We start from the raw sequence: 22,876 nt of genomic DNA on the forward strand, positions 1-22,876 counted from the left end.
CTTCTAGATGAAAAATGGTCAGCTGAGGGGAAACAAATAGATTCTTACCTTTGATTCGCACCCGAATCTCTCATGTCTAGGGGTATGAGTATCATCAGAACAGAAAACCGGGTTAAGCTTAAAAGCCTTATTCGCTAAGGATTTTCCCGATAACTAAGGTCATTGACTTAAACTTATTATCGAGTCACTACTCAACGATAAAATAAGGGTTTCAGCTTCTAAAAATGTTTGTCTTACTCATGTAATATCTCTTAACCCGGTTTTCTGCGCGAATGCTACTCATACCCCGGTTTAAAGAAGAGAAAATCGCGCTCGTCAATTTCTTTTTCTGGTGATCACCTCGCCTACACCGCACTCTCCAGCAATCAATGGCGTTCCGCCCACATAGGCGATGCCTGCGGCGGGCGGAGCCATCGCATCCTTGATTGCCTTGGGAACTTATTTAGCTCAAACGTACTATAAATTTCCTGCTCAAGTTTTGGGTGGGTGCGTTTATATTTGATGTACATCAATTGCCGTAAGGGTTTAGAGTTTCGCACTCCTGACTAGTCTAAACTCCAGATAAAAGACACTACTCGGACACGAAATTATGTAACCCTTATACACTAGGGATATTGGTAGACATACTCTAGACACCAATAATAAATCAGCCAATAAATAGCCTTTTATTGTTAAAATTTAGGTATTAATGCTGTATTTGACTTTTTAACTCCACATTTCTAAGGCTCGTTATGCAAAACGATTTATTTCCTATCTCTGGTTGTAATAATTCCTCTCGTATTGGAGACGTTATTTTTGTTCATGGGTTAGGTGGGCATCATCGCAAGACTTGGCATCCTCAAGGCAAAGAGGAAGATGATAATTTTTGGCCTTTCTGGCTGGGATCTGATTTACCAGATGTAGGCATTTGGTCGCTCGGTTATGAAGTTGAACCCTTTAAGTGGAAAGGTTCAACTATGCCTCTTGTAGACCGTGCTACACACTCTTTGGCTCTTCTCGATAGCTATGAAATTGGTACACGTCCACTGCTTTTGATATCGCATAGTATGGGCGGTCTCTTAGTCAAACAAATGCTTCGCCATGCTCATGATTTTGGAGAACCCAGATGGAAAAAGATTGTACAACAAACCAAAGGTATTGTCTTTTTATCTACTCCCCATTCCGGTTCTGACCTTGCTAATTGGGTCACATATATTGGTAATTTTCTTCTTCCTTCCATCAGTGTTGATGAGTTAAATGCTAACCATTCTCGTTTACGCGAACTCAACAATGTTTACCGCAATCATGATCTCCTCAGCCAAATTCCTATAGAAGTTTACTGCGAAAAGAAAAAAACTAATGGAATTTTAGTTGTTAATGAAATAAGTGCTGACCCTGGTATTAGAAGTGTCATTCCTATCCCTATGGACTGCGACCACCTCTCCATCTGTCGTCCCAATTCCCCTAATGATCTCATCTCTCGCCGTGTTAAACGTTTTATTATAGATCATTTAAAGAATCCGATGCTTTTCCCTTCTTTACTTCCTAAACAAGATCCCTTTGAACCTCTTCCCTTAGATAATATACAGCAATCTAATTTAAATTATCAAAAAAAAAATACCTGATGACAGTTTTAAATCATCGCAAAACCAAAGAGAGCGATTGCAGCAAGAAAGAAATTCGCTCGATAAAGAATATACGCTCCAAAGCCAGAAAGTTACAAAGGTGCGAATAGATTTGGTGATTGAGACTGATGCATCCCGTAAGTTTCAATATGAACACCAGCTTCATGAAGCGGAACGGACGCTGAAGGAGCTTGGTGACAAGTTGGATGCAATTGAACAACAGTTGCAAGCTACTGATAATTTTGGACTAGAACGAGACACAAGCACATATATTGAACCAAAACCTATAGGTAATAATATAGTTAGCTCTCCTCCAACTATCGAATTAGAATATCCTGACGGATATGTGCCGCTTAATTCCCATTTTTACATAAAACAAGATAGTCTTGAATCCACTTGTTATGAAACTGTATTAAGAACTGGTTCTTTAATTCGAATTAAAGCACCAAAACTAATGGGAAAAACTTCTTTATTAACTAGAATTCTTGCTCACGGAGAAAAGCATGATTATCAGTCAGTTTATTTAAATTTAACTAGTATAGATAAATCATTATTGACAAATCTTGATATATTTTTACGTTGGTTTTGTGGAAACATAAGTAATGAGCTTAACCTAGACAATAAGGTAAATGAGTCATGGAATATTAATATACTAGGTAGTAATGATAATTGTACAGCTTATTTTAGAAAGTATATTTTAGCTAAGATTAATTGCCCTTTAGTATTAGGTTTAGATGAAGTAGATAGATTATTTACTTATAGTGAGGTGGTTGAAGATTTCTTTGGAATGTTACGTTCTTGGCATGAAAAAGGAAAGACTTTGGATATATGGAAGCAGTTGCGGCTTGTACTAGCGCATTCCACAGAAGTTTATATCCCCTTGGATGTGCATCAATCTCCTTTTAATGCTGGAATACCTATAGAGTTAGAAGAATTTAATCAGCAGCAGACATTATATTTAGCTAAAAAACATGGAATGCAAAATGCAGACATATTTTTAGAAAACTTAATGAAAATGGTAGGAGGACACCCTTACCTATTGCGTTTAGCTATGTATGAGATTGCGGCAGAGAAAGTAACTTTCAATAAGTTATTAAAGGAAATAACAACAGAAGCAGGAATTTATAATAATCACTTGCGCTCTCTCTTTATAAATTTACAAAGAGTACCAGAGCTAGCTCAATGTTTAAAGCGAGTAGTTAATTCAAATGTAGGGATCGAATTAGATCCAATGCAAATTTACAAATTACACAGTTTGGGGTTGGTGCAAAGAGAGAATAATCATGTTACACCTCGTTGCCAACTTTATCGTGAGTATTTCCGTCGCGTCTTGTAAGAAGATGAAATTATGGTAACAAATAACTCCACTTTCTATCAAATAGGTGCCAGTCTGTCGTTTGATGCTCCAAGTTATGTTGAACGACAAGCGGATGAGGAATTTTATCAAAATTTGCGTGAAGGGAAATTTTGTTACGTACTTAATTCTCGGCAGATGGGAAAGTCCAGTTTACGGGTACGGACAATGCAAAGATTAGAAGAAGAAGGGACTATTTGTGCGGCAATTGACCTGACAGGGATTGGTAAGTATAAGGTAACACTGTCGCAGTGGTATGGTGGAATTGCCTATGCTTTAGTAGAAAGTTGCCATTTAGAAGATAATTTTGAATTTAATTGGCAGATATGGTGGCAAGACCACCAAAAACTTCTTGATCCTGTAACGTGTTTAAGACTATTTATTGAAGAAGTATTATTAGTAAAAGTTCAGCAGCCAATAGTCATTTTTGTGGATGAAATTGATAGAGTATTAAGTCAAGATTTTTCTTTGGATGACTTTTTTGCTCTAATTAGATTTTTCCAGAATAAACGAGTTGACAATCCTATTTTTAAACGGTTGACTTTTGCATTATTAGGAGTAGCAACTCCTGGGGATTTGATTATTGATAAAACTCAAACCCCTTTTAATGTTGGAGAAGGAATTGAACTGCATGGTTTCCGCCTTAATGAAGTTCAATCGCTAATCAAAGGATTGCAAGGTAAATTTGATAATCCTAAAGCTGTAATGAAAGAAATATTATATTGGACAGGGGGACAGCCATTTTTAACTCAGAAGTTATGTAAGTTCATGGTTGAGGAGTCTGAGAAAGAAAATCCTCGTTCGGTTGAGAAAGTGGTAGGCTCAAGGATTATTAAAAATTGGGAATCTCAAGATGAACCTGAGCATTTAAGAACAATACGCAATCGTCTTTTGAGAGATGACCGACGTGCTGGTAGATTATTAGGATTATACCAAAAAATTTTACAGCATGGAGAAGTAAAAGCCGATATTAGCTCAGAACAAATGGAATTAAGACTTTCAGGATTAGTAGTTGAGCAGCAAGGAAAATCAAAAGTTTATAATAAAATTTATGAGTCCGTATTTAACCAAAGCTGGGTTAATAAGGCACTAGCAGATTTACGCCCACACGCTGAATCAATAACAGCTTGGTTGGCTTCTAACTACAAGGATGAATCAAGGTTGTTACGAGGACAAGCATTGAAAGATGCAAAGATATGGGCAGCAAATAAAAATATTAGTAGTGATGATTATCAATTTTTAAATGCTAGTCAAGATTTGGAGGATAGAGAAATTAAAAAAGCTCTAGAGTCTCACATTTTTAAGTTTGAATATGGTGAAGCTTCATCAATTATTCAACTTATTGGTTTGTGTGATAGGTATCCTGAAGAAGCAGAAAACCATCTGTTTAATAAATATCTCCAATCGTGGCTAGCAGGACGAGGAAGAACCGATTTAGCAAATATATCTATTAAAATTGTGAATAATTATTTACAAAAAAAACGTCAAGGTTTAGAGATGTTTGTAAGAGAACTTTGTAAAAGTGAAAATATTGAGCCTTATCCTAAAATAGTTGCACACCCTTCAAGAATAGATATGAATGAAATTCCCATTGGATTTAAAAAAGAAATTAAATTGCAGATTATTAATGAGAATCGTGGTTTTGCTTGGGGTTTTGTAGAGCTTAAAAATTCTCTACCAGGCGTTAGTTTTACTAAAACTTTTAACTCTAACAATACATATTTTATTATTTCTATAGATACGCTTGAAGTTAAAGTTGGCAAGTATGAAGGTTCTGTTATGATTCACTTGCAAGATATTAAACAGCCCTGTCTAATTCCTATAACGTATACTGTTATAGATATTCAAATTAATATAGAACCCAAACAGCTTAATTTTGGAACTGTTACTTTAAACAAACATGGAATTAAAAGTTCATTATTATTAAATTGTATTCCTGATACAGGAAGGATTAAAGGAACTGCTTCCACTGACCTAAAATATATCTCGTTCAGACCCAATTTTGAAGGTTCATCAATTGATTTTCAAGTGAATTTAGATACACTTTCTTTATATGAAGGAATTTATCGTGGTTTAATTAAAATTAAAATTAAGAATAAAGGTGTATATGAGATACCAATTCAATTCCAAACAGCCTTTAGATGGGAAAATATAATTTTTTCAGCTTGTATACTTGCCTTATTGATAGGATTAGTATTAATGTTTTTTAGACTTTATGTCTCGACGCAAGTAAATTATATTGAATTTTGGATTTTATCGCCTCCTTCTAATAAAATAGATATAAATAGTTTTTCAAATTCATGTTATTTTTTAAGGGAAAACAAAGAGAATATAATCAAAAACTTTCCTTTTGTATTCAATCAATGCAGTTTTAGCTTTAGTTTAGGAATAATTATAATAATTATTTTTAATCTAATATCAACTGCTAATATATCTTTATCAAACATATATAGAAATTTACGACTTCAAGTAATTAAATTAATTAAATATAGAAATATTCAAGACACAGTTAAAAATTTAATATTTTACTTAACAATACTATTAATAACAATAACACTAGTTTCTAGTAGCTTTAATTTTGATATAACTCCTTTTGTTTTATTTATTATAAAAATAATATATGATTTTGTAAATAGTATTAAAGCATTTATTCAAATCATTTATACTATTATTTTACATATCGGCTCAAATCTATTTATATTTAGTGAATTAAGTTCATATTCTTTTACTTGGATAGGGATTAAAAATATATCTGCTGCTTGGGCAGCTTTCGGTATGATAATAGGCGTGATTATAGCATTAGTAAAACCAATTATATTTCAAATTCAAAAAGATTTTAAATATTTTTTTATATTTTTAGCTATGTTATTAATAATATTATTATTACCTTTTTTAAATAAGTATTTAATATTAAATTTGCCAATTAATATATGTAATTTTAGTATATTTTATTAGTCAATTACCACAATAGGCATTAGCCGCAAAGAGCGACCGCATGTTAAAAAAAGTGTGACTGACACCATAAATTGTCCGCAGTGAAGGCTGAAATGCTTGATTTGTCATACTGCCATTTACGACTACTGACGAGGTTTTGGGGAGCATCCCTATTTGGCAAAAATAAAAGAATCTAGATTATTCGCTAGTGACTTTGTTGGGGAGTGGGATGAGGGCGTTGATAACCGCATTAATTGGCGTATATTATACCTGCAAGTGGTCATCGCGCTCTTCGCATAAGGTAATTTTATCAGCCAACGAGATAATGCGGGTTGTAGCGAAAGCGATTGATAAGTCTGGGTTAATCGGGTGTCATTGCTCACGAAACATTAGGCTTTTTGGGCAGTTACATTGTGTTATTACCCTTAGACAATGTAGGCTAGACCCTATGAAAATAAACCGCTTCGGCAGAGCAGAAATCCTCACCCCTGACCAAATTAATCTCCTATTTACTGAGGGGTTTGTCAACCCACGCGATCGGGCTTTGTTCGGCGTGTGCCTTTATGCTGCCTGCCGAATCAACGAAGCTTGCACTTTAGCTGTGAAAGATGTGTTTGGCAGCAACGGTGTCAGAGGCGTGTTAGTACTACGTAGCGTCAACACCAAAGGCAAGCGGGACACCAGGGAAATTCAAGTTCATCCCAAGCTCAAACAGTGTTTAGAAGAGTACAACCCCAACCGCCGCAAGGAGTTCTTGTTTCCCGGTCGGCATGGGTTAGGACATATTCACAAGGTCAGTGCTGACAAAATCCTCAGAGATACCTGTGTGCGGCTCAGTATTGAGGGCGTTAGTACCCACAGCTTTCGGAGGACGGCGTTAACTAGGATGAGCGATGCCGGGATACCGTTGCGGCACATACAGGAGATATCAGGGCATCGGACTTTGGCAGCTTTGGAGCGATATTTGGGGGTAACTGAGAAGCAGAAGCAGAACGCGATCTCTGCTTTGGATTTTTGATGGTTTCTATACCATTATTCTATACAGGAGGAATTAGCACGGGATTAATGTTGAGCTTACGGCTAATCTTAGTTGAAATTCTTTTTAAATTAGAACCCCCAAAGACGGGAGTCCTAACGAATAGTTAAGCAGCAAATGTCGCTACTTCTATTTCAATTCAGTTTTCTAATATCCTCAATGCGAGGATTCCTGCATTTTATCACCCATTACCAGATAAACTAATGTGCATAGCTAAAACAGATAATGACGGCTGTATAGAAATAGTGTCTCTTGCAGAAAATTACTTAAATCTCGGCTCAATGCCTTTTTTATCAATCTTTATTATTTTTATCTTCTTTTTCTGTGACTAATCTCATAATTTTTTTGCCTATAGTTGTTAATTTAGCTGTTGTATCATTAAGGTCTATAAGAGATAAATTCGGCATTTTGCTTACTCCATCTATATTTATTAAGGATTTATTCAATAATATTTCCAGACTTTCTATTAAATCTTCTTTGCTCATTTCTGCTTTGATATTTACTTCTGATATTAACCGATTTATAGAAAAATCTTTTATTGATTTGATTTCAGACTGTTTAAATATAATGTCTAGTACCTTTGCGTCATTCGGTGAGATTTTCTCCAAAAGATCTATATAAGATGGATGAATAAATGTTCCTTTAATAGACGATTCTAATAAGTTAGACCATTTTTCGCTTAATGTTTCATCTTCTTCGATTGAAATATTTTCAAGTATTGGTATTAAAGTTTTTATAGGTACTTTTTTCGGTTCTATTCCTGCATGATTGAGCCTTTCATAAATCTCTTTCATAGCCTTTGCTGTTCTTTTTGCATTAAAACATCTCACCTCATTGATAACTGTTTCAATCGCGATTCCATCCACTCCTTCAAAAACTTTTGAAAAAAATTTGTACATATCGCCTTTAACTGTTAGAGCAAATGCAGCTCCTTCAAATATTGCTAGCCAATCACTCATAGAAATCCTCTTTTTTTTAGTAACTTTAAATCGGCTTCACCAGGGTTATAGTTCCGGCATAGCTCCAAAACCTGCAACCATTATAGGAGCGCAAATAAATCGCCAATAGTACCGATTGGCCGAAAGCTGCCGCTCTGTTACAAAAACTTTCGCATCTTCATACAGAATTGGTATAACATACCTGAGCTAACAAAGTGGTCAGTGCCGCTTACTGTGTCCCATAATATATAGTTATATTCCCAAAAATAACTGAGTTGTGAATACAATTATCGATACACAACTACTCTCTTACTGCTTTAAAGGGTTCGGGTACGACATTCACGACCATAACTTAGCGATCTCATCAATCACAGCCAATGAGTTTCTCTTAGCTCAACCAAGAAAAGCAGATTATCCCGACTATTACATTATCCATCCAGCTAGATATCCAAATCTCCTCCAATTAGAAGGAAATTCCTCTAGTATTTCTGATCATTTTGGGAATCCTAAATGGGCTAAGATGGGCGGACGAAGGACAGATAAAGTAATCATTGATTTTAGCAACCAATTCTCACCATATCGATCGAATTACGCAAGGAATCTAAATTGATTTTTTAGCTCGTGCCATACTTCTGTAAACTTGTTGTCCAATCTGCCAAAACTCTGGGAGAAATGTGTTTACCCCGCTCCTTGATTAATGAATCAGCCATTGCCGTCACCTCTATCACTGTTTTGTGTCCTGTCTCTACCATCTCAGCTAATAATCGCAGTGTTCTAGTGTAGGTAACACCGTATGCCTTGCAGGTTTCAACAACTAGCCCGTCATCACTAGCACAAATCAGCAATTGATGACGGGCAATGGCAATCGTAGATCGATCCGCGACACTTAAAAGGGGCGCTCTAACGTTAAATTCCAGAAAACTGGCAAACATCTCTTCTGTGGAAAGAGCCAGAGGTGTTAAGTATTGGTTAGCAGCTTGACGAGTTTGGGTTTCCAGTTGATCTGAGTCTAGAAGTTCCTGGGCAATGTACAACGGGCTGTAGTGCTGTTGTAGCCACCCCCACTCGTTCAGCCAACGAAAATCAATGAGTGCTGTTGCGTCAAGAATTGTTCCGTTAAGCGACTGCATAAACCTCATTTTCTTGACGACGCACCCGCAGGTTTTCAACAGTTAAGTTGAGAAGTTCTGCTGCTTTCATCTCTGAAATCTTGCCCAATTTTAAGGACTGCCAAATTAGAAATTCATAACGTTCATTTTCTGGATAATCAACCGCAGGCAGTGCTGGTGGTAATTCCATTGAGTTTTGCAAAGATGCACCATCATGTTGCTTTTTATAGATAGCACATATTTTGGCTTTCTCTTTAGCAAAATCAATGATTTTCATTTCTGCTAAACGATTCAAGATGACTAGGTAACTCACCCGAAAATGCCGTTTCAGTTTGACAATATCTTGGGTAAGTGCGTACATCCGCTCAAATTCAGCTTGAGGCACAAGTAGATGACTAGCAAAGTAATCAGCCACCTTTTCTCGTGCTTTTTCTTCTTCTTTGGTTCCTTCTTCAATCAGGGTGTCTTGGTACTCTACACGGTGAAAGATTAGGTGTCCAATCTCATGTGCAATGGTAAACAATTGACGTTCAATGGTGATGTTATGGGTATTTACCAAAACAAAAGCACCTTCAATATCACTACAAGCACTCAGACCAAAGAAACCTTTAATGGGAATGGAGGAGCGTAAAACTTTTAAACCGATTTCTTCTACAGACTGAAACAGGTTGGCAATGGGAGCATCTCCCAAGCCCAGGCGATGGCGAAACAAAGCAGCTATTGTCTGAATGTGCTTTTCGTTGCCTTCTACTTGATGGCAAGGTGTACTTTCTGGGGTGTAGGTCGGTAAGCCAACGGCTTGTTCTAGGGCGTTATAAGTTTGCAGCATTCGTAGCACTTGGGCCGCAAACTGGGCATTTTTGTCAAAGGAAACATGAGCGCGGAACCGGAAGTTGGGTAGTCCTTCACCTTGTGAGCGTAGCAAGTCATCGAGTGTAATGCCCAAAGCACTCGCCAGAGCAGAGAGGATTTTGCTGTCTGGTAAAGTTTTGGCGTTCTCGTAGTTATTGATGCTCTGGCGAGTTACCCCGGCTTGTTCTGCAAGTTGCTCTTGAGACAAGCCTAGACTTTTACGGTAGCGGATCAGGTTCGCAGCAATGATCTCTTTCATGGCTGATTCTTTCCTGCGATCACTAGAGGTGTTCAGGGAGGTCTAGAAAATTATGTCAAAGTTGTTGACCCCACTTTACTTAATTATAATAGAAAATGTCAAAGACCTTTTACATCAGTCTTAAGGAGGTGATAAAGATATGGCAAAGAATACAGGTAACGGTTATCGCCGTGGTGCTGTGGACAAACGCAGCCAAACTTACAACCCTGTGACCGGACAATGGGTAAAGCGTAATGCTGAAACCGGACAGTTTATGGACGTAAAGCAGAATGGTGAACCTTTTAAGGGTGTTCGTAAGGAAGACTAATACTAAATTGCGTTCAGTGTGGAGACTGAACGTAACTCGGTAATGCTATTAGTTTTGGTCTATTGGAGGGGTGGTGTTAAACTCGTAGCCCACTCCTTCAGTTCTCTTCATTATCTTAGTCTTCGGCTTCAAAATCCAGAGCATCACCATTTACAAAAAAAATGGTCAATAAATCTAACACAAAAGCAGAAAACCAAAAGTCCAAGGCTCGTACTGCCACTAATTCAAAAAAAACTGAGCATACAAAAAAAACAGTCATTGAACCCAAGATACAGGAAGCTAATAATGCTAAGTCCACTGCTCCAAGAGCTAGATCCAAACAGACCGACGATCCTGCTCTTAAGACACAAGCAACTAAAAAGGTGAAGAGTCCAAACGGAAAAGCCAATTCAACGACAGTCAAAACAACTAAACAAGCAAACAGTAAGACAAAGGTACAGCCAACTAAAAAAGCTAAGGTTGCTGCTGGTAAATCTAGCTCAACAAAAAATAAACGCACTCAAAAAGTAGTCAGTCAGATTGATATAAAACCGACTGAACAACCTAAGTTTTCTGCTGCAAAAGCTAGCTCAACTGGAGCTAAAAGTGTCAGTAAAACCAAGGGAAAACGAATCCAAAAAGCTAAAACTTCCACTGCGAAAGCTAGACTTAATGAGAAACCAACTAGCTGTAAAAATGAATTTCCTAGCGAACCTAAAGTTGATATAAAGTTAGGACGTAAGCCTAATATTGACCTAAAAGCTAGTACAGTAAAAGCTGCATTTAAGAAGTTTCAATCCCAGATCGTTGACTTAAAGCCGTCAACCACAGATAAAGGACGTGCAAGCCGTGACTACTTGTTTGAGCAAGTTCAAAAACTAGTCAATAATCACTCGGATTTTCCACGACTTAAGGGTATCTATATTCCGTTTGGGTCATTTGCTAGAAAGACAAAAATTCGCCCATTAGATGATATCGATATCTTGCTATTGCTAAACGAAAAGGGAATTAATGTCGAGATTTCTTATCAACAGAAAGCATCCGGCTATGGAGTTAACATGACAGCAGTTTGTCGGGTTAAAATTATAGATGCTCGTTCTCCTCTTCAAGCATTTGCAGATAATAAGGGGTATGTCAACTCAATCAAGATTTTGAATCGGATTAAGCATCACCTTGCCTATGTGACCAATTATCTGAAAGCTGACAAAAACAGACGAATGCAAGCAGTGACTCTAAATCTCAAGTCCCATCCCTGGATCTTTGATATCGTACCAGCAATTCCTATCTACGATTATCGCGATAAGGTTACTCATTTCTTAATTCCAGATGGATATGGCAACTGGATTAGAACTAATCCAAAAATTGACGCTCAAAGCATTACATCAGTAAACACTCAGCATAAAGGCGAACTTTTGCCTGTTCTGCGATTACTGAAGTATTGGAACGAAAGGAAACATAAACCTAGTCTATCGTCTTACTACTTTGAGACACTGGTAGTTCAGACTTTTCAGTATGCCCCTATAATAACTAGCTATCCAGCAGCACTTGAATACTTCTTCCAGCGTTGCAGTTCCTCCATAATGAGTAACTGTCCTGATCCAAAGAGACTTGGTGAAGCATTAGATGCAAATGTTAGCTGGGACACGAAGCAAAAAATTATCAAAGCCCTTAGAAATGCTGCAAACCACGCAAGTCATGCAATAATAGCTGAATCTAAAAATGACCAGAAGACGGCTATTTATTGGTGGAAAAAAGTTTTCGGGTCGGAGTTCCCAGATTATGGTTAACAGCAGCAATCAGGTAAAGCACAATCCGCGAGCGCTCTGTCAGGTTTACTTCACTTTAGCGAAGCGATGGGCACGGTTTTCCCTCATCTGTAAACTGACAGGGTTCCTAGTTGGTGTTTTAACAGTTCTGCTGCCGTTAGTGCCAGCCTATGCTCCAGTGATCGTGTTTATCCTGGCAATGATGGCGGATTGGCTGGCGTGGCGCTCAGATACCCACAAGGGTACAGCGGAAGCTTGGCTACGGAAGTTAGACGGACGTGATTCTTTCGGCTGGGCAATTTCAGGTGCCGAATTTTCAGACTTACTGATGCGGAGTCCATCGAAGGTTAATAAGCTTGTGGTTGCAAAAGCCCTATCTGAAGACTATTTCGCTAGTAAAGAATCTCCCGGTACAAAACGGGCGCTGGAAAATTTGCAGGAATCGGCTTGGTGGAGCAAACATTTGTCGGAGCAGATGCGGAACTATTACCTCGCGGGGACTTGCTTATTGGTCGCAAGTGCAGTGCTTATCCTGCTCATCAGTGTTCAAGCCATTGACAACAAACAGATTCTGTCCAGTCTAGGAAGGATTGTGACATCTGCTCTGACCCTAGTTTTTTCATTAAATCTATTTCGTTTAGTCTTGGGATATCACAATTTCAGTGTCAAAGCAGGGCAAATTGAGAAGTCTACCGAGAATCTTCTCGCAAGCCAAAGTGTCCAGGAATCAGAAGCCATCAAGTTGATGAGCGAATATCAAATCGCTCGTGCTTCTGCCCCACTCATACCAACGTGGCTATGGAACAGGATGGCAGACGAACTGAATGCAACTTGGAAGCAATATCGTCAGCAATGAGTCGCGGAAACAACACAAAGTCATTTAAGTAATTGATAGTTTCTTTAGCGTTACCACAATACGTTCCAGGCAGGGGGTTTCGCTTTCTATGCGTTACAAAACTTTACAACGTGTCCCACTGAGAAGGTATCCCGGCTGAACCCCTTCAAGGGGTTCAGCCGGGATACGCGCAAATTGGGACACGTTGTAAACAAATATTACGCAACGTCGTCTAGTGATTTACTAACTTGCCCAAAAATGGTAGATGAACATTCAATTTTTTGCACACTGAAATCAATTCTTCGCCCTATTCAGTCCCTTAAACTTGCCCATAAATGACCTTTTTAGGGAATGTCTTCACAAGAGAGAACACGCTCAATCCGGTATTGAAACAACGTCAAATCAAGGTTTTTCAAACATCTGCGTAACATAACTTTACAACATGTCCCAATTTGCGCGTATCCCGGCTGAACCCCATATTCGCAATAAGCAGACATATTATCAGCGAGGTTTAAGGGCTATGAAGCTTATACAGCAAGTACTTTAGCTCGCTTGTCGCCCCTTGAACTTTTACTCACTTCGACACTTCGCTACTTACACACACCTCGCAAGATGACCTGCCCAATTTCTCAGCAGGCCACCTCGCCCAAATTCACCTCGCAAAATTCACGCTCTGACTAGGCCGAATAAACTCCCCAATTCATCACCACCTCGCCACAGCCCTGCCCAATAACCTCGTCTAAGTTATCAGCGATCGCTCATGCGGATTAATTTGGTGCGAAATACTTTAGGCACTTTTAACCCGATATGCTTTCACTAGTACAATACGCTTGGCAACCCCCTAATAGCTGATGTAAGGTTAAAAAATTATTTTTAATATGTACTTAAAGATGTATATCAGAGGAATGAAACACTGATGAAGGAGCGACCCATAACATCCGCCGATAAGAGCGCCGCCGCTTCGCGACGCTCCCGACAGACTGCACGCCCCGCCCTAACGTTGCTGCTCGCGATGACCTCCCTAGTCACCGCCGTTGGCATCGCCTCCCCGGCGACCGCCAACTCGGCCGACTGCCCCTCCGGCAAGTTCTGCATCTGGACGAACTCCACCTACAACGGGTCTTTTGCGTATTTCGCCAAAGGTTCTGCCAATCTGGCTAACCCGATCGGTGGATATGTGTTCAACAACAAGGTCACGTCAATCTGGAACCGGACTGGCAGCGCATGGTGTCTATACGACGGTGCTAACTACAAGACGCTGTTACTACGGCAGTCTGCGGGCGGCTACCGCGCCAACCTAGCGATCGAGCGCATCGACAACAAGACGAGTTCGCTGAAATCCTGCTGAGATGTTTTAGTTCACATGGTCGGGGTCAGCGATCGCTTTGCGGATACTCGATGTCATTAAAGGAGTAGTCCTCTCACGGATGCGTTCCGCCTGTGCATTTACTAGAGGTTGTTGTTTAGATAAACGTAGAGGGACAAATTATTTGACCAAAACGGCAGATTCTTTGTCAATAATCCAAATTCTTCTATATCGCTTGTTCAAGCAATTTCTACAAGTTTATATCAGAAACCATAAAAATTAAATTCCTCCATAGCGAAGCTTACAAGTTTGAAGAACTTAACTTGTAATTTGTCGCAGTGGTCAAATAATCTGTTGCTCTACATTTTCGTAGTCATGGTCTGGTAATCATGATGAATTTGGTAGTCACGATGATTAATCTCTATTTATATAGAGGTCGTGACTACGGTATCAACATCTGATACAAAATGAGGCTATTCTCAGTGGTGACTAGCAAACATTGTATAAAAGTCAGCATTGTCAAAATAGTACAGCAATGCCGACAAATTGGTGCGATCGCACCACGGGTAAAAATGGGGAGTTAGGAGTTAGCGATCGCGCTGTGAAAAATTGAAAAGTTAAAAATCTTTGGTGGCAGTGGTCAGTGATGGCAACAAGAACACCGCAGGCATCGCACTTTTAGCAAGCGGGTACGCCAGGAGCCAAACTTTGTTAGTGCGGTCATAGAAGTTATGCTCTGAAAGTTTCAATCGGCATAACTTTTGTAACGGACATGACTTGCCAAAAAACTGGTTTTTCCCAATTTTGGGAAAAAATCAGAGTCAGAGTGCATCCAGCTTTGACAAAGCGACGCATAAATTTAGGGGTTCGCTTACAAATAACCTTGGTTTAATGGCACTAAGAAAAGCGCAAATCTCTAATCTGGCCGAATTTTGAGGGCAGTTTTGTATAGAAGTAGAGAAATAAATCTGATTATCTATTGTCTCGCTCTCCAAATGCTGATTCCAAACAAAATGGTAGGCATCCAGGATTAGCATCTGCCCAACAATTAGCCTCTGTTATTAAAGCTGGGTATCCTGAATCGAGGTAGAATTGCATCTTGACAATCTGTTCTAAACGCAAGTAGTCCGAGCCTTTGGGAAGCTTACCTACAATCGTGCGATATTTCCTCACTATGTTTTTGGCATGAGATATGGCTTGGATACGCAGTCGAGCAACTTGATGAAAATCCTCCACACAATCAGAGGTTGCTGCTGGTAAACCATTTAATGTAGCCAAGTCCTTACTAGGAGTTTGGGATGGGGCAATTTCGGGAGTAGCATAGAGACTACTGCTCAAATTAATTGATAAGTTTTCCTTATTGACTTTTTCAACCGCGCCGGAATTACTAACAGATTTACAATTCTTATATAAATTGATTTGATTGTTAATTTCATCGGATAAAACAGTTGAAGATGCTAATGAATCAATATCCAACTTTTCAGTAATTTGATTACTGCCTGCTTTCTGCCCTTGAGGGGCAGAGGCAGGCAGTAAGAATCTCTCACAAACCTTCATATAGGGAGAATGCCCGTAGTTGCTTATTCCACAAGGGTTTGAAGCTTCTTGTTGGCTTAAAATAATGCTTTCAACATTAGGAGAATGACCGTAGTTGCTTATTCCACAAGGGTTTGGGGCATTTTCCATCCAAGGATCGCAGATGTACCATTTGGGATGCCATAGATGCAAGTGCTTATGAAGTGTTTCTTGGCTTAGGCACTTGTTAAATCGACGCTTGTATTCCACACAGATAGCTTTCGCTCGATTTGTCGTACCCTCTGGTAAAGTACTACTAATTTCAAAAGTTCTAACGACTATTTGGATGCGTCGTTGAGCTTCTAGGCTGCGCTGCCTGTTCAGATCCTTTCGTCGGTCGAACTGTACTATATTATTGTTTCGGTTTGATGCGTGAGTGCCACGAGCGATCGCAAACTCAAATGTTGCCGAGTACGTACCTAATGGCCTCTCTGGGTTGCTGGCGTATGGAGAGTACCATTTATTTTTTTCGTTACACTTTACCCAATCTTGGACTCTAACTCTTATCTCATGCTTATGCCGACAATATTCTCTGTAACCAGGAGCGTTGATGGCAGTGTTTACGGCGTAGTCTACTAATTCTTCACCATCTAGCCCTAGAAATACAATCCCATAACCAACAATAATTTGAATAATGGTGTTGGTCTGGCTGCTACCCGTCCACCCGGTGGTAATTATTCTTTCCCAATCAGCACACCATTCATCTATATCTGTAGTTTGTTTGCTGTCCCCTTGAGGTTTGTGGCGCTTTCTGGCTGTGCTAATGGCTTTATTTATTTCTTCAATATCTTGCCTAGCTGCTGCGCGATCACAATGATCAAGGAAGGTTTTAACGTTATTGCTGATTGGTTGCAATTCGTCGTCAAGAAGAAACGACCCACTCCTTGGTTGGAGAGGACAACGGATAGCTTTATAGTTAGTTACTTGTTCCTTGCTATAGGGTTTGGGATTGGGAAAAATCTCCAGGTGTCCTGGGCGAGGAATAAAACCTGCATGTCTTATGGCTTGATCAATTGCACAGGCTAATCCAAAACTTTTAAGTGATTCGGAAAAAGGCAGAATTAAATGCCAGCCACCGCTAAAAGTTGATTGGCATGGGACTACCGATACTATGCCAATGCTTTCCAAAGCTGATTTAATTCGAGATACAGCTTCTGGATTATGATAATCGCCGCCTGCATCCAAATCGATTGCACCATACAAAGTTTCAGATCCAAAACGAATACCTACTAATGTTTTTTCATCTTGGTGCAATTCCCATAGTTGTGAGGGTTGCAAAAAATGTTGGAGAGTTCTCCATTCTGGCTTTGCTGTTGTTTCCAGCGTCGGTGCGTCGGCAATTATTGCCCCATAGGGATGGAAGAAGCGTGCTACATATCTCTGCCCTATCGGATCTGCTGGTAAATGAAGTTTTTTTGTAGAGGAATGCTTTGGCGGCTGTGAAACACTCGACTGAACAACATTTTGGGCAAATGCCCCTTGATTGTTTTTGACCACGACTAGCTACCTGTGCTTGGAGTTAACAGCAAGCAGTTAGCCGCTTCCGTAGAAGCTTCTACGGCATTTGTACTGTCAGCTTGGTCTTGGAGTACAGTCCCTACTAGTAATGCAGCGCAGAGGAGATGACCTACGCTAATATGGAACTGCACATTCTCGAATGTCCCCTCTACCTTCAGGAAGTTTGTGCATAGCTTGCTGAAATCCCAGTCTTTGTCCTTGTCGTGGATGTTAATTACAGGTTTTATCATGCTTCTCCTTTACTTAAGAGAAGCGAATCTTCAAGCCTTGTTACGTCTACAAAGGAGTGTTATTATGAAAAAGTGGTATACAACTGTGCCAGCCAATAGAAGAAGGCTTGCTTAGTGGATTACCTAAAAGTGAATTTCTCCTAGTCGGTAGAAGATTCGCTTCGTGAATTGCCCCCTTGGTACATTTAGCCTTGGCGGTAGATTCGCTTTTTTGTTAAGGAGCTACTGGCTTACTCAAGACTTTTCTAGTCGTCCAAACTTGAAGAGAGTCTTGGGTGGAGTACCAGTTAGCTCTGAAAATTGAGTAACTCAGAATATCTTTCATCACTCTTTTCAAGTATACACCAAGTTGCGCGTTTTGGTTATTTTGTCGCAAGACTAGACAATATTTATAATTAATTCAAGGGTAAAAGGGTAAAGTAAAAGCAAGGATTGACGATGCCGGAAAAGACTGCCATGTTTTCAGAGAAACAAGTCGTCACGTTGACTGGCTTTAGTCGAAAACGGTTGTACAATCTCAGCGTTTCAAAAATTGTTCAACCTCAAAAAGACCCTATTCTCTATACCTGGAAACAGGTAATCTTTTTACGAATCCTCTATCTTCTTAGAGAAGATTGGTCGCTTCAGGTGCTGGAAAAAATTTTTAAAAGTTTTCCTGATGATAAAATTGAAGAAATAATTGAAGGTATTGATACGTCTACTGCGGTAACACTTTTTTCTGACAGTAGCGGCGAATTAGAATTTAAAATGCTTGGGCCTATAAGCTTTGACAGCGATTTGGCCAATCATACTTTCAACAAATCATTAGAAAGCTTTAAAGAAGGCGAACTTTTTGATTCTGAGAAAACTCATGCTATTATTTCTTACATTATTGGAGATGAGCTGAATCGTTCAAAGATTTCAATACAAAAACAAACTCTTATTATCATTCCAGAATTAATTGGAGAATTAAAAAAGGTTGCAGACGGTCTAAATATCGAATATTTTGACTTAAAAGTTGGTTAGTTTTAATTAAATTACTCAAATATTCTTCATCATTTTAAATAACCTGGCTGCAAAGTCAGATTATTATTTTATCCAGTATGCAGAAATGAAAAATTTTCTACCACTATTATCTGCGTCATTTAATAAAGAATTACTAATTTGTTGAAGCGTGGATAGTCATGGTTATTTACAGCGAACAATATTTGTATTACTACGCTGGCTGAAATTTAAGCTGCACTTATCATTCTCCTCCCTTCGCTTTTTTAGTAGGCGAAGGGTTTTGTGTTTTACGTCGTTCGTCTAGAAATTTTTTTACCAGTACGAGTACCAGCGCTGGTACAGTTCTGTACTGTTCATCAGCAGCTTGTTGTAATTCGTCTAACTCCTCCTCGGAGACTCGGATCGTAATTCGCGGCTTATCAGAAGGCATGAGTAAGGTGTATACAATCAATGCCATTATCCACCTCCTTTAGAAAAATTTGTTCTTGGTGTTGACAGGTGTCGTCACCTTTCGTTATCCTACCAGATATAGACTAAAAACGCCCATAACGCTTATCAGAAGCCTAATTCATCCGAATTCAGGTAACAGAATTTTATTGTCGATAAATACCACCAAATCCAGCCCCAACAAGCGTTTTGCTGAATTAATTAATCTTTGTAGAGGATTTTGAAAATGTTAATAACGCAGCCAATCACGGCTGGAACAACCCAAAGCATTCCAGCAATGCCCACAGGCATCGATACTGGGGCAGGGCTAGTCAAAATGGCGATCGCCGGAACAAGAGTTCGCATTCCTTCCAAAGTGGTGCAAGTGACCGACCTCGAAGATGATTTAAAATCCTCTGACGGAGGCTACTTTTTCTACCAAGATGGCGATCGCGCAGAACTTATTGGCAAGCAATTTTTAACAGGCTCCCTCGCAGCCTGGAAAGCTCCTAGTACCCACATAAAGCTGAGTGATGATTCAACCCTAAAAGTGGAATACTCTTTGCACACATTGCTTGGTGGACTAGCAACCCTCCCCTACCGGCATGAGTGGAATCTATATCTAGTACTAAGCATTCACAACGCCAAGCTTTTTAGAGATGCGCTTACCAGCAAAATCAATGGTTCGCATCTCGTCAGTTTTAACAGTAGGAACAATCATTCATCGTTGGTAAACCTTGATGTATCTTTAGTTGTGCCAGAAGGTGCAGGCTCTTACAGTTATTGTGTTGCAGCAAAACCAGAGCCATTAATTGACCGCACAGCCCAGGCTATAGCAATTGACTTCGGCACATCGACAATTATCCCCACAGTTTTTGCCCCAGGTGGTGCAATTATCCACCGTCAGGTTTTGGAAGTGGCAGGTTGCATCGACCTGCTAAGTGAGATTGCATCCGACCCCGAATTAATTAAATTTTTGGGCAGTGGCAAGTCCGGCAATATCGAAACAATTCGCCAGGGAATAGAAAGTGGGAATTTTCAATATGGCACTCGTAACTTTAACTTCCGCCACATTTACGCCCATCACCTTACCCCGTGGCTTAAAGATAGGTTGCGGTTGGCATTTAAAGAAATTGCAGAATGGCGGGATGTCGCCCAGAGTTTCGTCGCCTGGGGCGGTGGGGTAGAAATGCCTGGAGTTTCCAAAATGTTGCAATCACAAGGTATTAGTCCAGTACCAGAAGGATGCTGGGCTAATGCACTTGGATTAGAGCGAATAGCCACAGGAAGATTAGCACGAGGTAAATAATTATGGCTGAGAATCGGCGGGTAAGATTGGAACCGCATATTGAGGAATATCTGCAAACTCACGCAGTAAGAGTATTGGGAAAAGCTCCCGATAAAATCTCCGGTACGGAGTTAACGACAATCGTAAATGCGCTGCTCTACGAACACAAATTGGCACATGGAATGTTCAAACAAATCTCGTTAGTCAGGGTATTTAACTGGTTTACAGGGTTAATTGGCAGCAAAACAATTTCATCATCAGTCTCAGCATCATTACCAATTAAATCCGAATCAGAAAACTATGAATTTGATGCCCAACTGGGGGATTTATTCGAGGAAGTTGTATGAATCTAATCTACCAAATGTATATAAAGCGAATGCGCTCGACTCGCCAAAGTAAGTGCAACCGCTTTATCCAAAGAGTATGTTCTCTCGCCGTTTTCACGAAATTACACAAGGATTTTAAATCATGGTAAAGCCAATAGGGTATTACTGTTCCTACACCCCTGGTGATGAGGGATTAATTGCAGAAATGCAAGATGTCTGGGGCGCACAGTTTCAAGAACTCAACAATTGTGAACGCCTGTGGATGATTGTGAAACTGGCAGAAGATTTATGTGCAGAACAAGAAAACGACATTCGAGCAAGCGTGTCAGAGTCTATGGAACGCATGGATGAACTACAGTCAGGCGACAAAGTGGGATTAATTGAAGCTTTAGTAAATCAGGTCAAGTATTTCAAGTGATTAGTGTTTCCCTACTTCCCTTAGTGGGGAATAAAAAAATGAGCAATCGCAGTACCAAATATCAAAAGCAAGCAACACTGGGATTAATTGGAATAGTGTGCATTGCATCCCCTTTATTTGCAAAACTACCAGCTCAATTCCAAGCATTTAATACTGCCGCAGAAATTGAGAACAGCGAAAAAATTGAACGAACTCGGATAGAGCAGCGCAAAGTAACGGCAGAGCAATTAGCTCAAGCAGGAGTTATCCCCAACGGACAGAAATTAAAAATCAGGCGATACGTTGATAATCCCAGACGCAATCCCCAACCGGATACTACAGGTTGGCTAGAGTCGGAAATTATTTTTGTTTATGACTCGGCTGGGACTTGCATAGGGCGAATTGAAAAACGGAAATGGCTGTGGAAGCATCACTACAGAAATGTTTGTAACAATGCACCAGCGATGTAAAAAGGAATGAAAAAATGGCATTAACTCCCAATACTGAAAATTCGACTTCGGGTAAACAGCCAGAAAAGAACAGAACTGTCTCTGATTATATTGAGATAATTGCAGGTTGGATTGTAGATATTATCTCAATCCCGCTATCTTTTGTGTCCCACATTTTGGCACAATTTGTTACCCCCGGTTCATCAGGCACACAGATATTAGGAGCGCTAGGATTTTTTATCGGCACTCTATTAAGCACGGATGGAATCTGGCAAAGCCTATTTCAGGGAGTGCCATTATTTCCTTGGTTTGGTGCGGCTCGTTCTAACTAGGAGCCTCTAGTGATTAGAGGGGTATGAGTTAGGTAGATTCGCAGGCGATTAAAGCCTGAAAATCTATAACTGTTTCTTGGATGTAGGTGTAAATCCTACCCTTCAGAGGTGAAGTGACTCCCTACCTGGGCACACCGAGCGGGCGACATCCCAGCAGAGTGAAGCTGCCAGCAGGACGCAATCAGTTGTAAAACAAGCAGGTAACAACACTGGCGTTAATGGGGAGGTAGCATGAGTAAAATAAGTCCTAGAAAAGCGTCTTACGGTAATGGCTACAGCCTGAACTAAAAATGTAGACTACGGCTCATAAAATCTCGCGGTAGTATCGAACCTCTAACCGCAATCCTCCGAGATAGAGTCAGGCGAATTGGACTGCTCTAAACTACCACAACAATCTAAGTTACGGAACGAGTAAAAACGTCACATTGGTCTGAGGCATTATTTTAATGGTCGAAACCTCAGTAGGTTATGTCAAACGGAATTCCAAGTGACGGGTAAGATGTCAGCAAAACTGCTGACGGGTGTTCAGAGTACATTCAACCGAGTAAACCATGATTAGGCACAGTTCTTACTTAACTAGTGAATCTTGGAATAAGTTTCCCTGGAAGAAAATCCAGAAAAACGTATTCCGGTTACAAAGAAGAATATACAAAGCCATGAAAGAGGGCAATCTGGTAAAAGCCAAATCTCTTCAAAAGCTAATTCTGAAGTCCACCTCAGCGAAACTGTTGGCTATCCGTCAAGTTACCCAGCTTAATAAGGGAAAACAGACGGCAGGTATAGACGGTAAAAAAGCATTGAAGGTCGCCGAAAGAATGCAACTGCTGCAACAATTGCAACAAGGAGCATTCGATTGGAAACATCAGGGATTGAAAGAAATTCCCATTCCAAAGAAAAACGGTCAACTTAGAATGCTCAAAATCCCCACTATATCTGATAGGGCTTGGCAAGCAGTTGCAAAACTAGCACTTGAGCCAGCCCACGAAGCGACCTTTAACGAAAGGAGTTATGGTTTCCGACCGGGTGTGCGATTCGTTGGGTAGAAACTAACCCTGAAATGGGTAGAGGATTA

Annotated in this window: 21 protein-coding genes; 15 read left to right on the forward strand and 6 right to left on the reverse strand. The window is 39.8% G+C overall.

Features of this window, described 5'->3' with window-relative positions; all coding sequences use genetic code 11:
* Positions 1-731 precede the first annotated feature (731 nt).
* The 4 genes from ACFE90_RS19780 to ACFE90_RS19795 all read left to right on the forward strand — a co-directional run bounded on the left by ACFE90_RS19780 (position 732) and on the right by ACFE90_RS19795 (position 6,910).
* The gene (locus ACFE90_RS19780) at positions 732-1,604 is read left to right on the forward strand and encodes an esterase/lipase family protein (protein WP_375503476.1); all 873 of its coding nucleotides are present in this window, start codon (positions 732-734) and stop codon (positions 1,602-1,604) included.
* A 37-nt stretch (positions 1,605-1,641) separates the two neighbouring features.
* Positions 1,642-2,940 carry an AAA-like domain-containing protein gene (locus tag ACFE90_RS19785; RefSeq protein ID WP_375503478.1) on the forward strand — a complete coding sequence of 433 codons (1,299 nt, stop codon included), beginning with the start codon at positions 1,642-1,644 and terminating at the stop codon, positions 2,938-2,940.
* A gap of 12 nt (positions 2,941-2,952) precedes the next feature.
* Positions 2,953-5,913, forward strand: a complete 2,961-nt coding sequence (locus ACFE90_RS19790) for an AAA-like domain-containing protein (protein WP_375503480.1) — start codon at positions 2,953-2,955, stop codon at positions 5,911-5,913.
* A 427-nt stretch (positions 5,914-6,340) separates the two neighbouring features.
* Positions 6,341-6,910: a tyrosine-type recombinase/integrase gene (locus tag ACFE90_RS19795; RefSeq protein WP_375503482.1), complete on the forward strand. Its 570-nt coding sequence runs from the start codon at positions 6,341-6,343 to the stop codon at positions 6,908-6,910.
* A 311-nt stretch (positions 6,911-7,221) separates the two neighbouring features.
* On the opposite strand, the gene ACFE90_RS19800 is transcribed toward ACFE90_RS19795, so the two are convergent.
* From ACFE90_RS19800 to ACFE90_RS19810, 3 genes are all read right to left on the reverse strand, one after another.
* Positions 7,222-7,887: an Abi-alpha family protein gene (locus ACFE90_RS19800; RefSeq protein ID WP_375503484.1), complete on the reverse strand. Its 666-nt coding sequence runs from the start codon at positions 7,885-7,887 to the stop codon at positions 7,222-7,224.
* A gap of 593 nt (positions 7,888-8,480) precedes the next feature.
* Entirely contained in the window at positions 8,481-8,996 is a 516-nt protein-coding gene (locus ACFE90_RS19805) for a hypothetical protein (RefSeq protein WP_375503486.1), read from the reverse strand.
* Positions 8,983-10,086: an ImmA/IrrE family metallo-endopeptidase gene (locus ACFE90_RS19810; protein ID WP_375503488.1), complete on the reverse strand. Its 1,104-nt coding sequence runs from the start codon at positions 10,084-10,086 to the stop codon at positions 8,983-8,985. Before ACFE90_RS19810 ends, ACFE90_RS19805 begins: the two co-directional genes overlap by 14 nt.
* Positions 10,087-10,225: 139 nt before the next feature.
* On the opposite strand from ACFE90_RS19810, the gene ACFE90_RS19815 reads away from it, so the two are divergent.
* The 4 genes from ACFE90_RS19815 (at position 10,226) to ACFE90_RS19830 (ending at position 14,321) form a co-directional block, all read left to right on the forward strand.
* Positions 10,226-10,393 (forward strand): hypothetical protein, encoded by a 168-nt coding sequence (locus ACFE90_RS19815; protein WP_375503490.1) that lies wholly within the window; start codon positions 10,226-10,228, stop codon positions 10,391-10,393.
* A gap of 161 nt (positions 10,394-10,554) precedes the next feature.
* Positions 10,555-12,159: a hypothetical protein gene (locus ACFE90_RS19820; protein ID WP_375503492.1), complete on the forward strand. Its 1,605-nt coding sequence runs from the start codon at positions 10,555-10,557 to the stop codon at positions 12,157-12,159.
* Entirely contained in the window at positions 12,152-12,994 is an 843-nt protein-coding gene (locus ACFE90_RS19825) for a hypothetical protein (RefSeq protein WP_375503494.1), read from the forward strand. Before ACFE90_RS19820 ends, ACFE90_RS19825 begins: the two co-directional genes overlap by 8 nt.
* 991 nt (positions 12,995-13,985) lie before the next feature.
* Positions 13,986-14,321 (forward strand): peptidase inhibitor family I36 protein, encoded by a 336-nt coding sequence (locus ACFE90_RS19830; RefSeq protein ID WP_375503496.1) that lies wholly within the window; start codon positions 13,986-13,988, stop codon positions 14,319-14,321.
* A gap of 930 nt (positions 14,322-15,251) precedes the next feature.
* Here ACFE90_RS19830 and ACFE90_RS19835 read toward each other — a convergent pair.
* Together ACFE90_RS19835 and ACFE90_RS19840 are read right to left on the reverse strand one after the other, a co-directional pair.
* Positions 15,252-17,351, reverse strand: a complete 2,100-nt coding sequence (locus ACFE90_RS19835; RefSeq protein ID WP_375503498.1) for a hypothetical protein — start codon at positions 17,349-17,351, stop codon at positions 15,252-15,254.
* Between the two features lie 2 nt (positions 17,352-17,353).
* Positions 17,354-17,602: a hypothetical protein gene (locus ACFE90_RS19840; RefSeq protein WP_375503500.1), complete on the reverse strand. Its 249-nt coding sequence runs from the start codon at positions 17,600-17,602 to the stop codon at positions 17,354-17,356.
* A gap of 438 nt (positions 17,603-18,040) precedes the next feature.
* Here ACFE90_RS19840 and ACFE90_RS19845 point away from each other — a divergent pair, with 438 nt between their 5' ends.
* Positions 18,041-18,607: a hypothetical protein gene (locus ACFE90_RS19845; RefSeq protein ID WP_375503502.1), complete on the forward strand. Its 567-nt coding sequence runs from the start codon at positions 18,041-18,043 to the stop codon at positions 18,605-18,607.
* Between the two features lie 220 nt (positions 18,608-18,827).
* Here ACFE90_RS19845 and ACFE90_RS19850 read toward each other — a convergent pair whose 3' ends face one another.
* Complete coding sequence (locus tag ACFE90_RS19850; RefSeq protein ID WP_375503504.1) at positions 18,828-19,043, reverse strand: hypothetical protein; 216 nt, start codon at positions 19,041-19,043, stop codon at positions 18,828-18,830.
* Positions 19,044-19,259: 216 nt separating this feature from the next.
* Between ACFE90_RS19850 and ACFE90_RS19855 the strand changes: the two genes are divergently transcribed.
* The 6 genes from ACFE90_RS19855 to ACFE90_RS19880 all read left to right on the forward strand — a co-directional run bounded on the left by ACFE90_RS19855 (position 19,260) and on the right by ACFE90_RS19880 (position 22,847).
* Positions 19,260-20,321 carry a ParM/StbA family protein gene (locus ACFE90_RS19855; RefSeq protein ID WP_375503506.1) on the forward strand — a complete coding sequence of 354 codons (1,062 nt, stop codon included), beginning with the start codon at positions 19,260-19,262 and terminating at the stop codon, positions 20,319-20,321.
* Positions 20,322-20,323: 2 nt separating this feature from the next.
* Entirely contained in the window at positions 20,324-20,647 is a 324-nt protein-coding gene (locus ACFE90_RS19860; protein WP_375503508.1) for a hypothetical protein, read from the forward strand.
* Between the two features lie 121 nt (positions 20,648-20,768).
* Positions 20,769-21,044 carry a hypothetical protein gene (locus tag ACFE90_RS19865; RefSeq protein ID WP_375503510.1) on the forward strand — a complete coding sequence of 92 codons (276 nt, stop codon included), beginning with the start codon at positions 20,769-20,771 and terminating at the stop codon, positions 21,042-21,044.
* A gap of 38 nt (positions 21,045-21,082) precedes the next feature.
* Positions 21,083-21,493, forward strand: a complete 411-nt coding sequence (locus ACFE90_RS19870; RefSeq protein WP_375503512.1) for a hypothetical protein — start codon at positions 21,083-21,085, stop codon at positions 21,491-21,493.
* 14 nt (positions 21,494-21,507) lie between these two features.
* Positions 21,508-21,804 (forward strand): hypothetical protein, encoded by a 297-nt coding sequence (locus ACFE90_RS19875; RefSeq protein ID WP_375503514.1) that lies wholly within the window; start codon positions 21,508-21,510, stop codon positions 21,802-21,804.
* Positions 21,805-22,355: 551 nt separating this feature from the next.
* A complete protein-coding gene (locus ACFE90_RS19880; protein WP_375503516.1) occupies positions 22,356-22,847 on the forward strand; it encodes a reverse transcriptase N-terminal domain-containing protein in 492 nt (163 codons plus the stop codon).
* Positions 22,848-22,876: the final 29 nt, after the last annotated feature.

The sequence above is a fragment of the uncultured Nostoc sp. genome (assembly GCF_964245445.1).
GTDB lineage: Bacteria > Cyanobacteriota > Cyanobacteriia > Cyanobacteriales > Nostocaceae > Nostoc.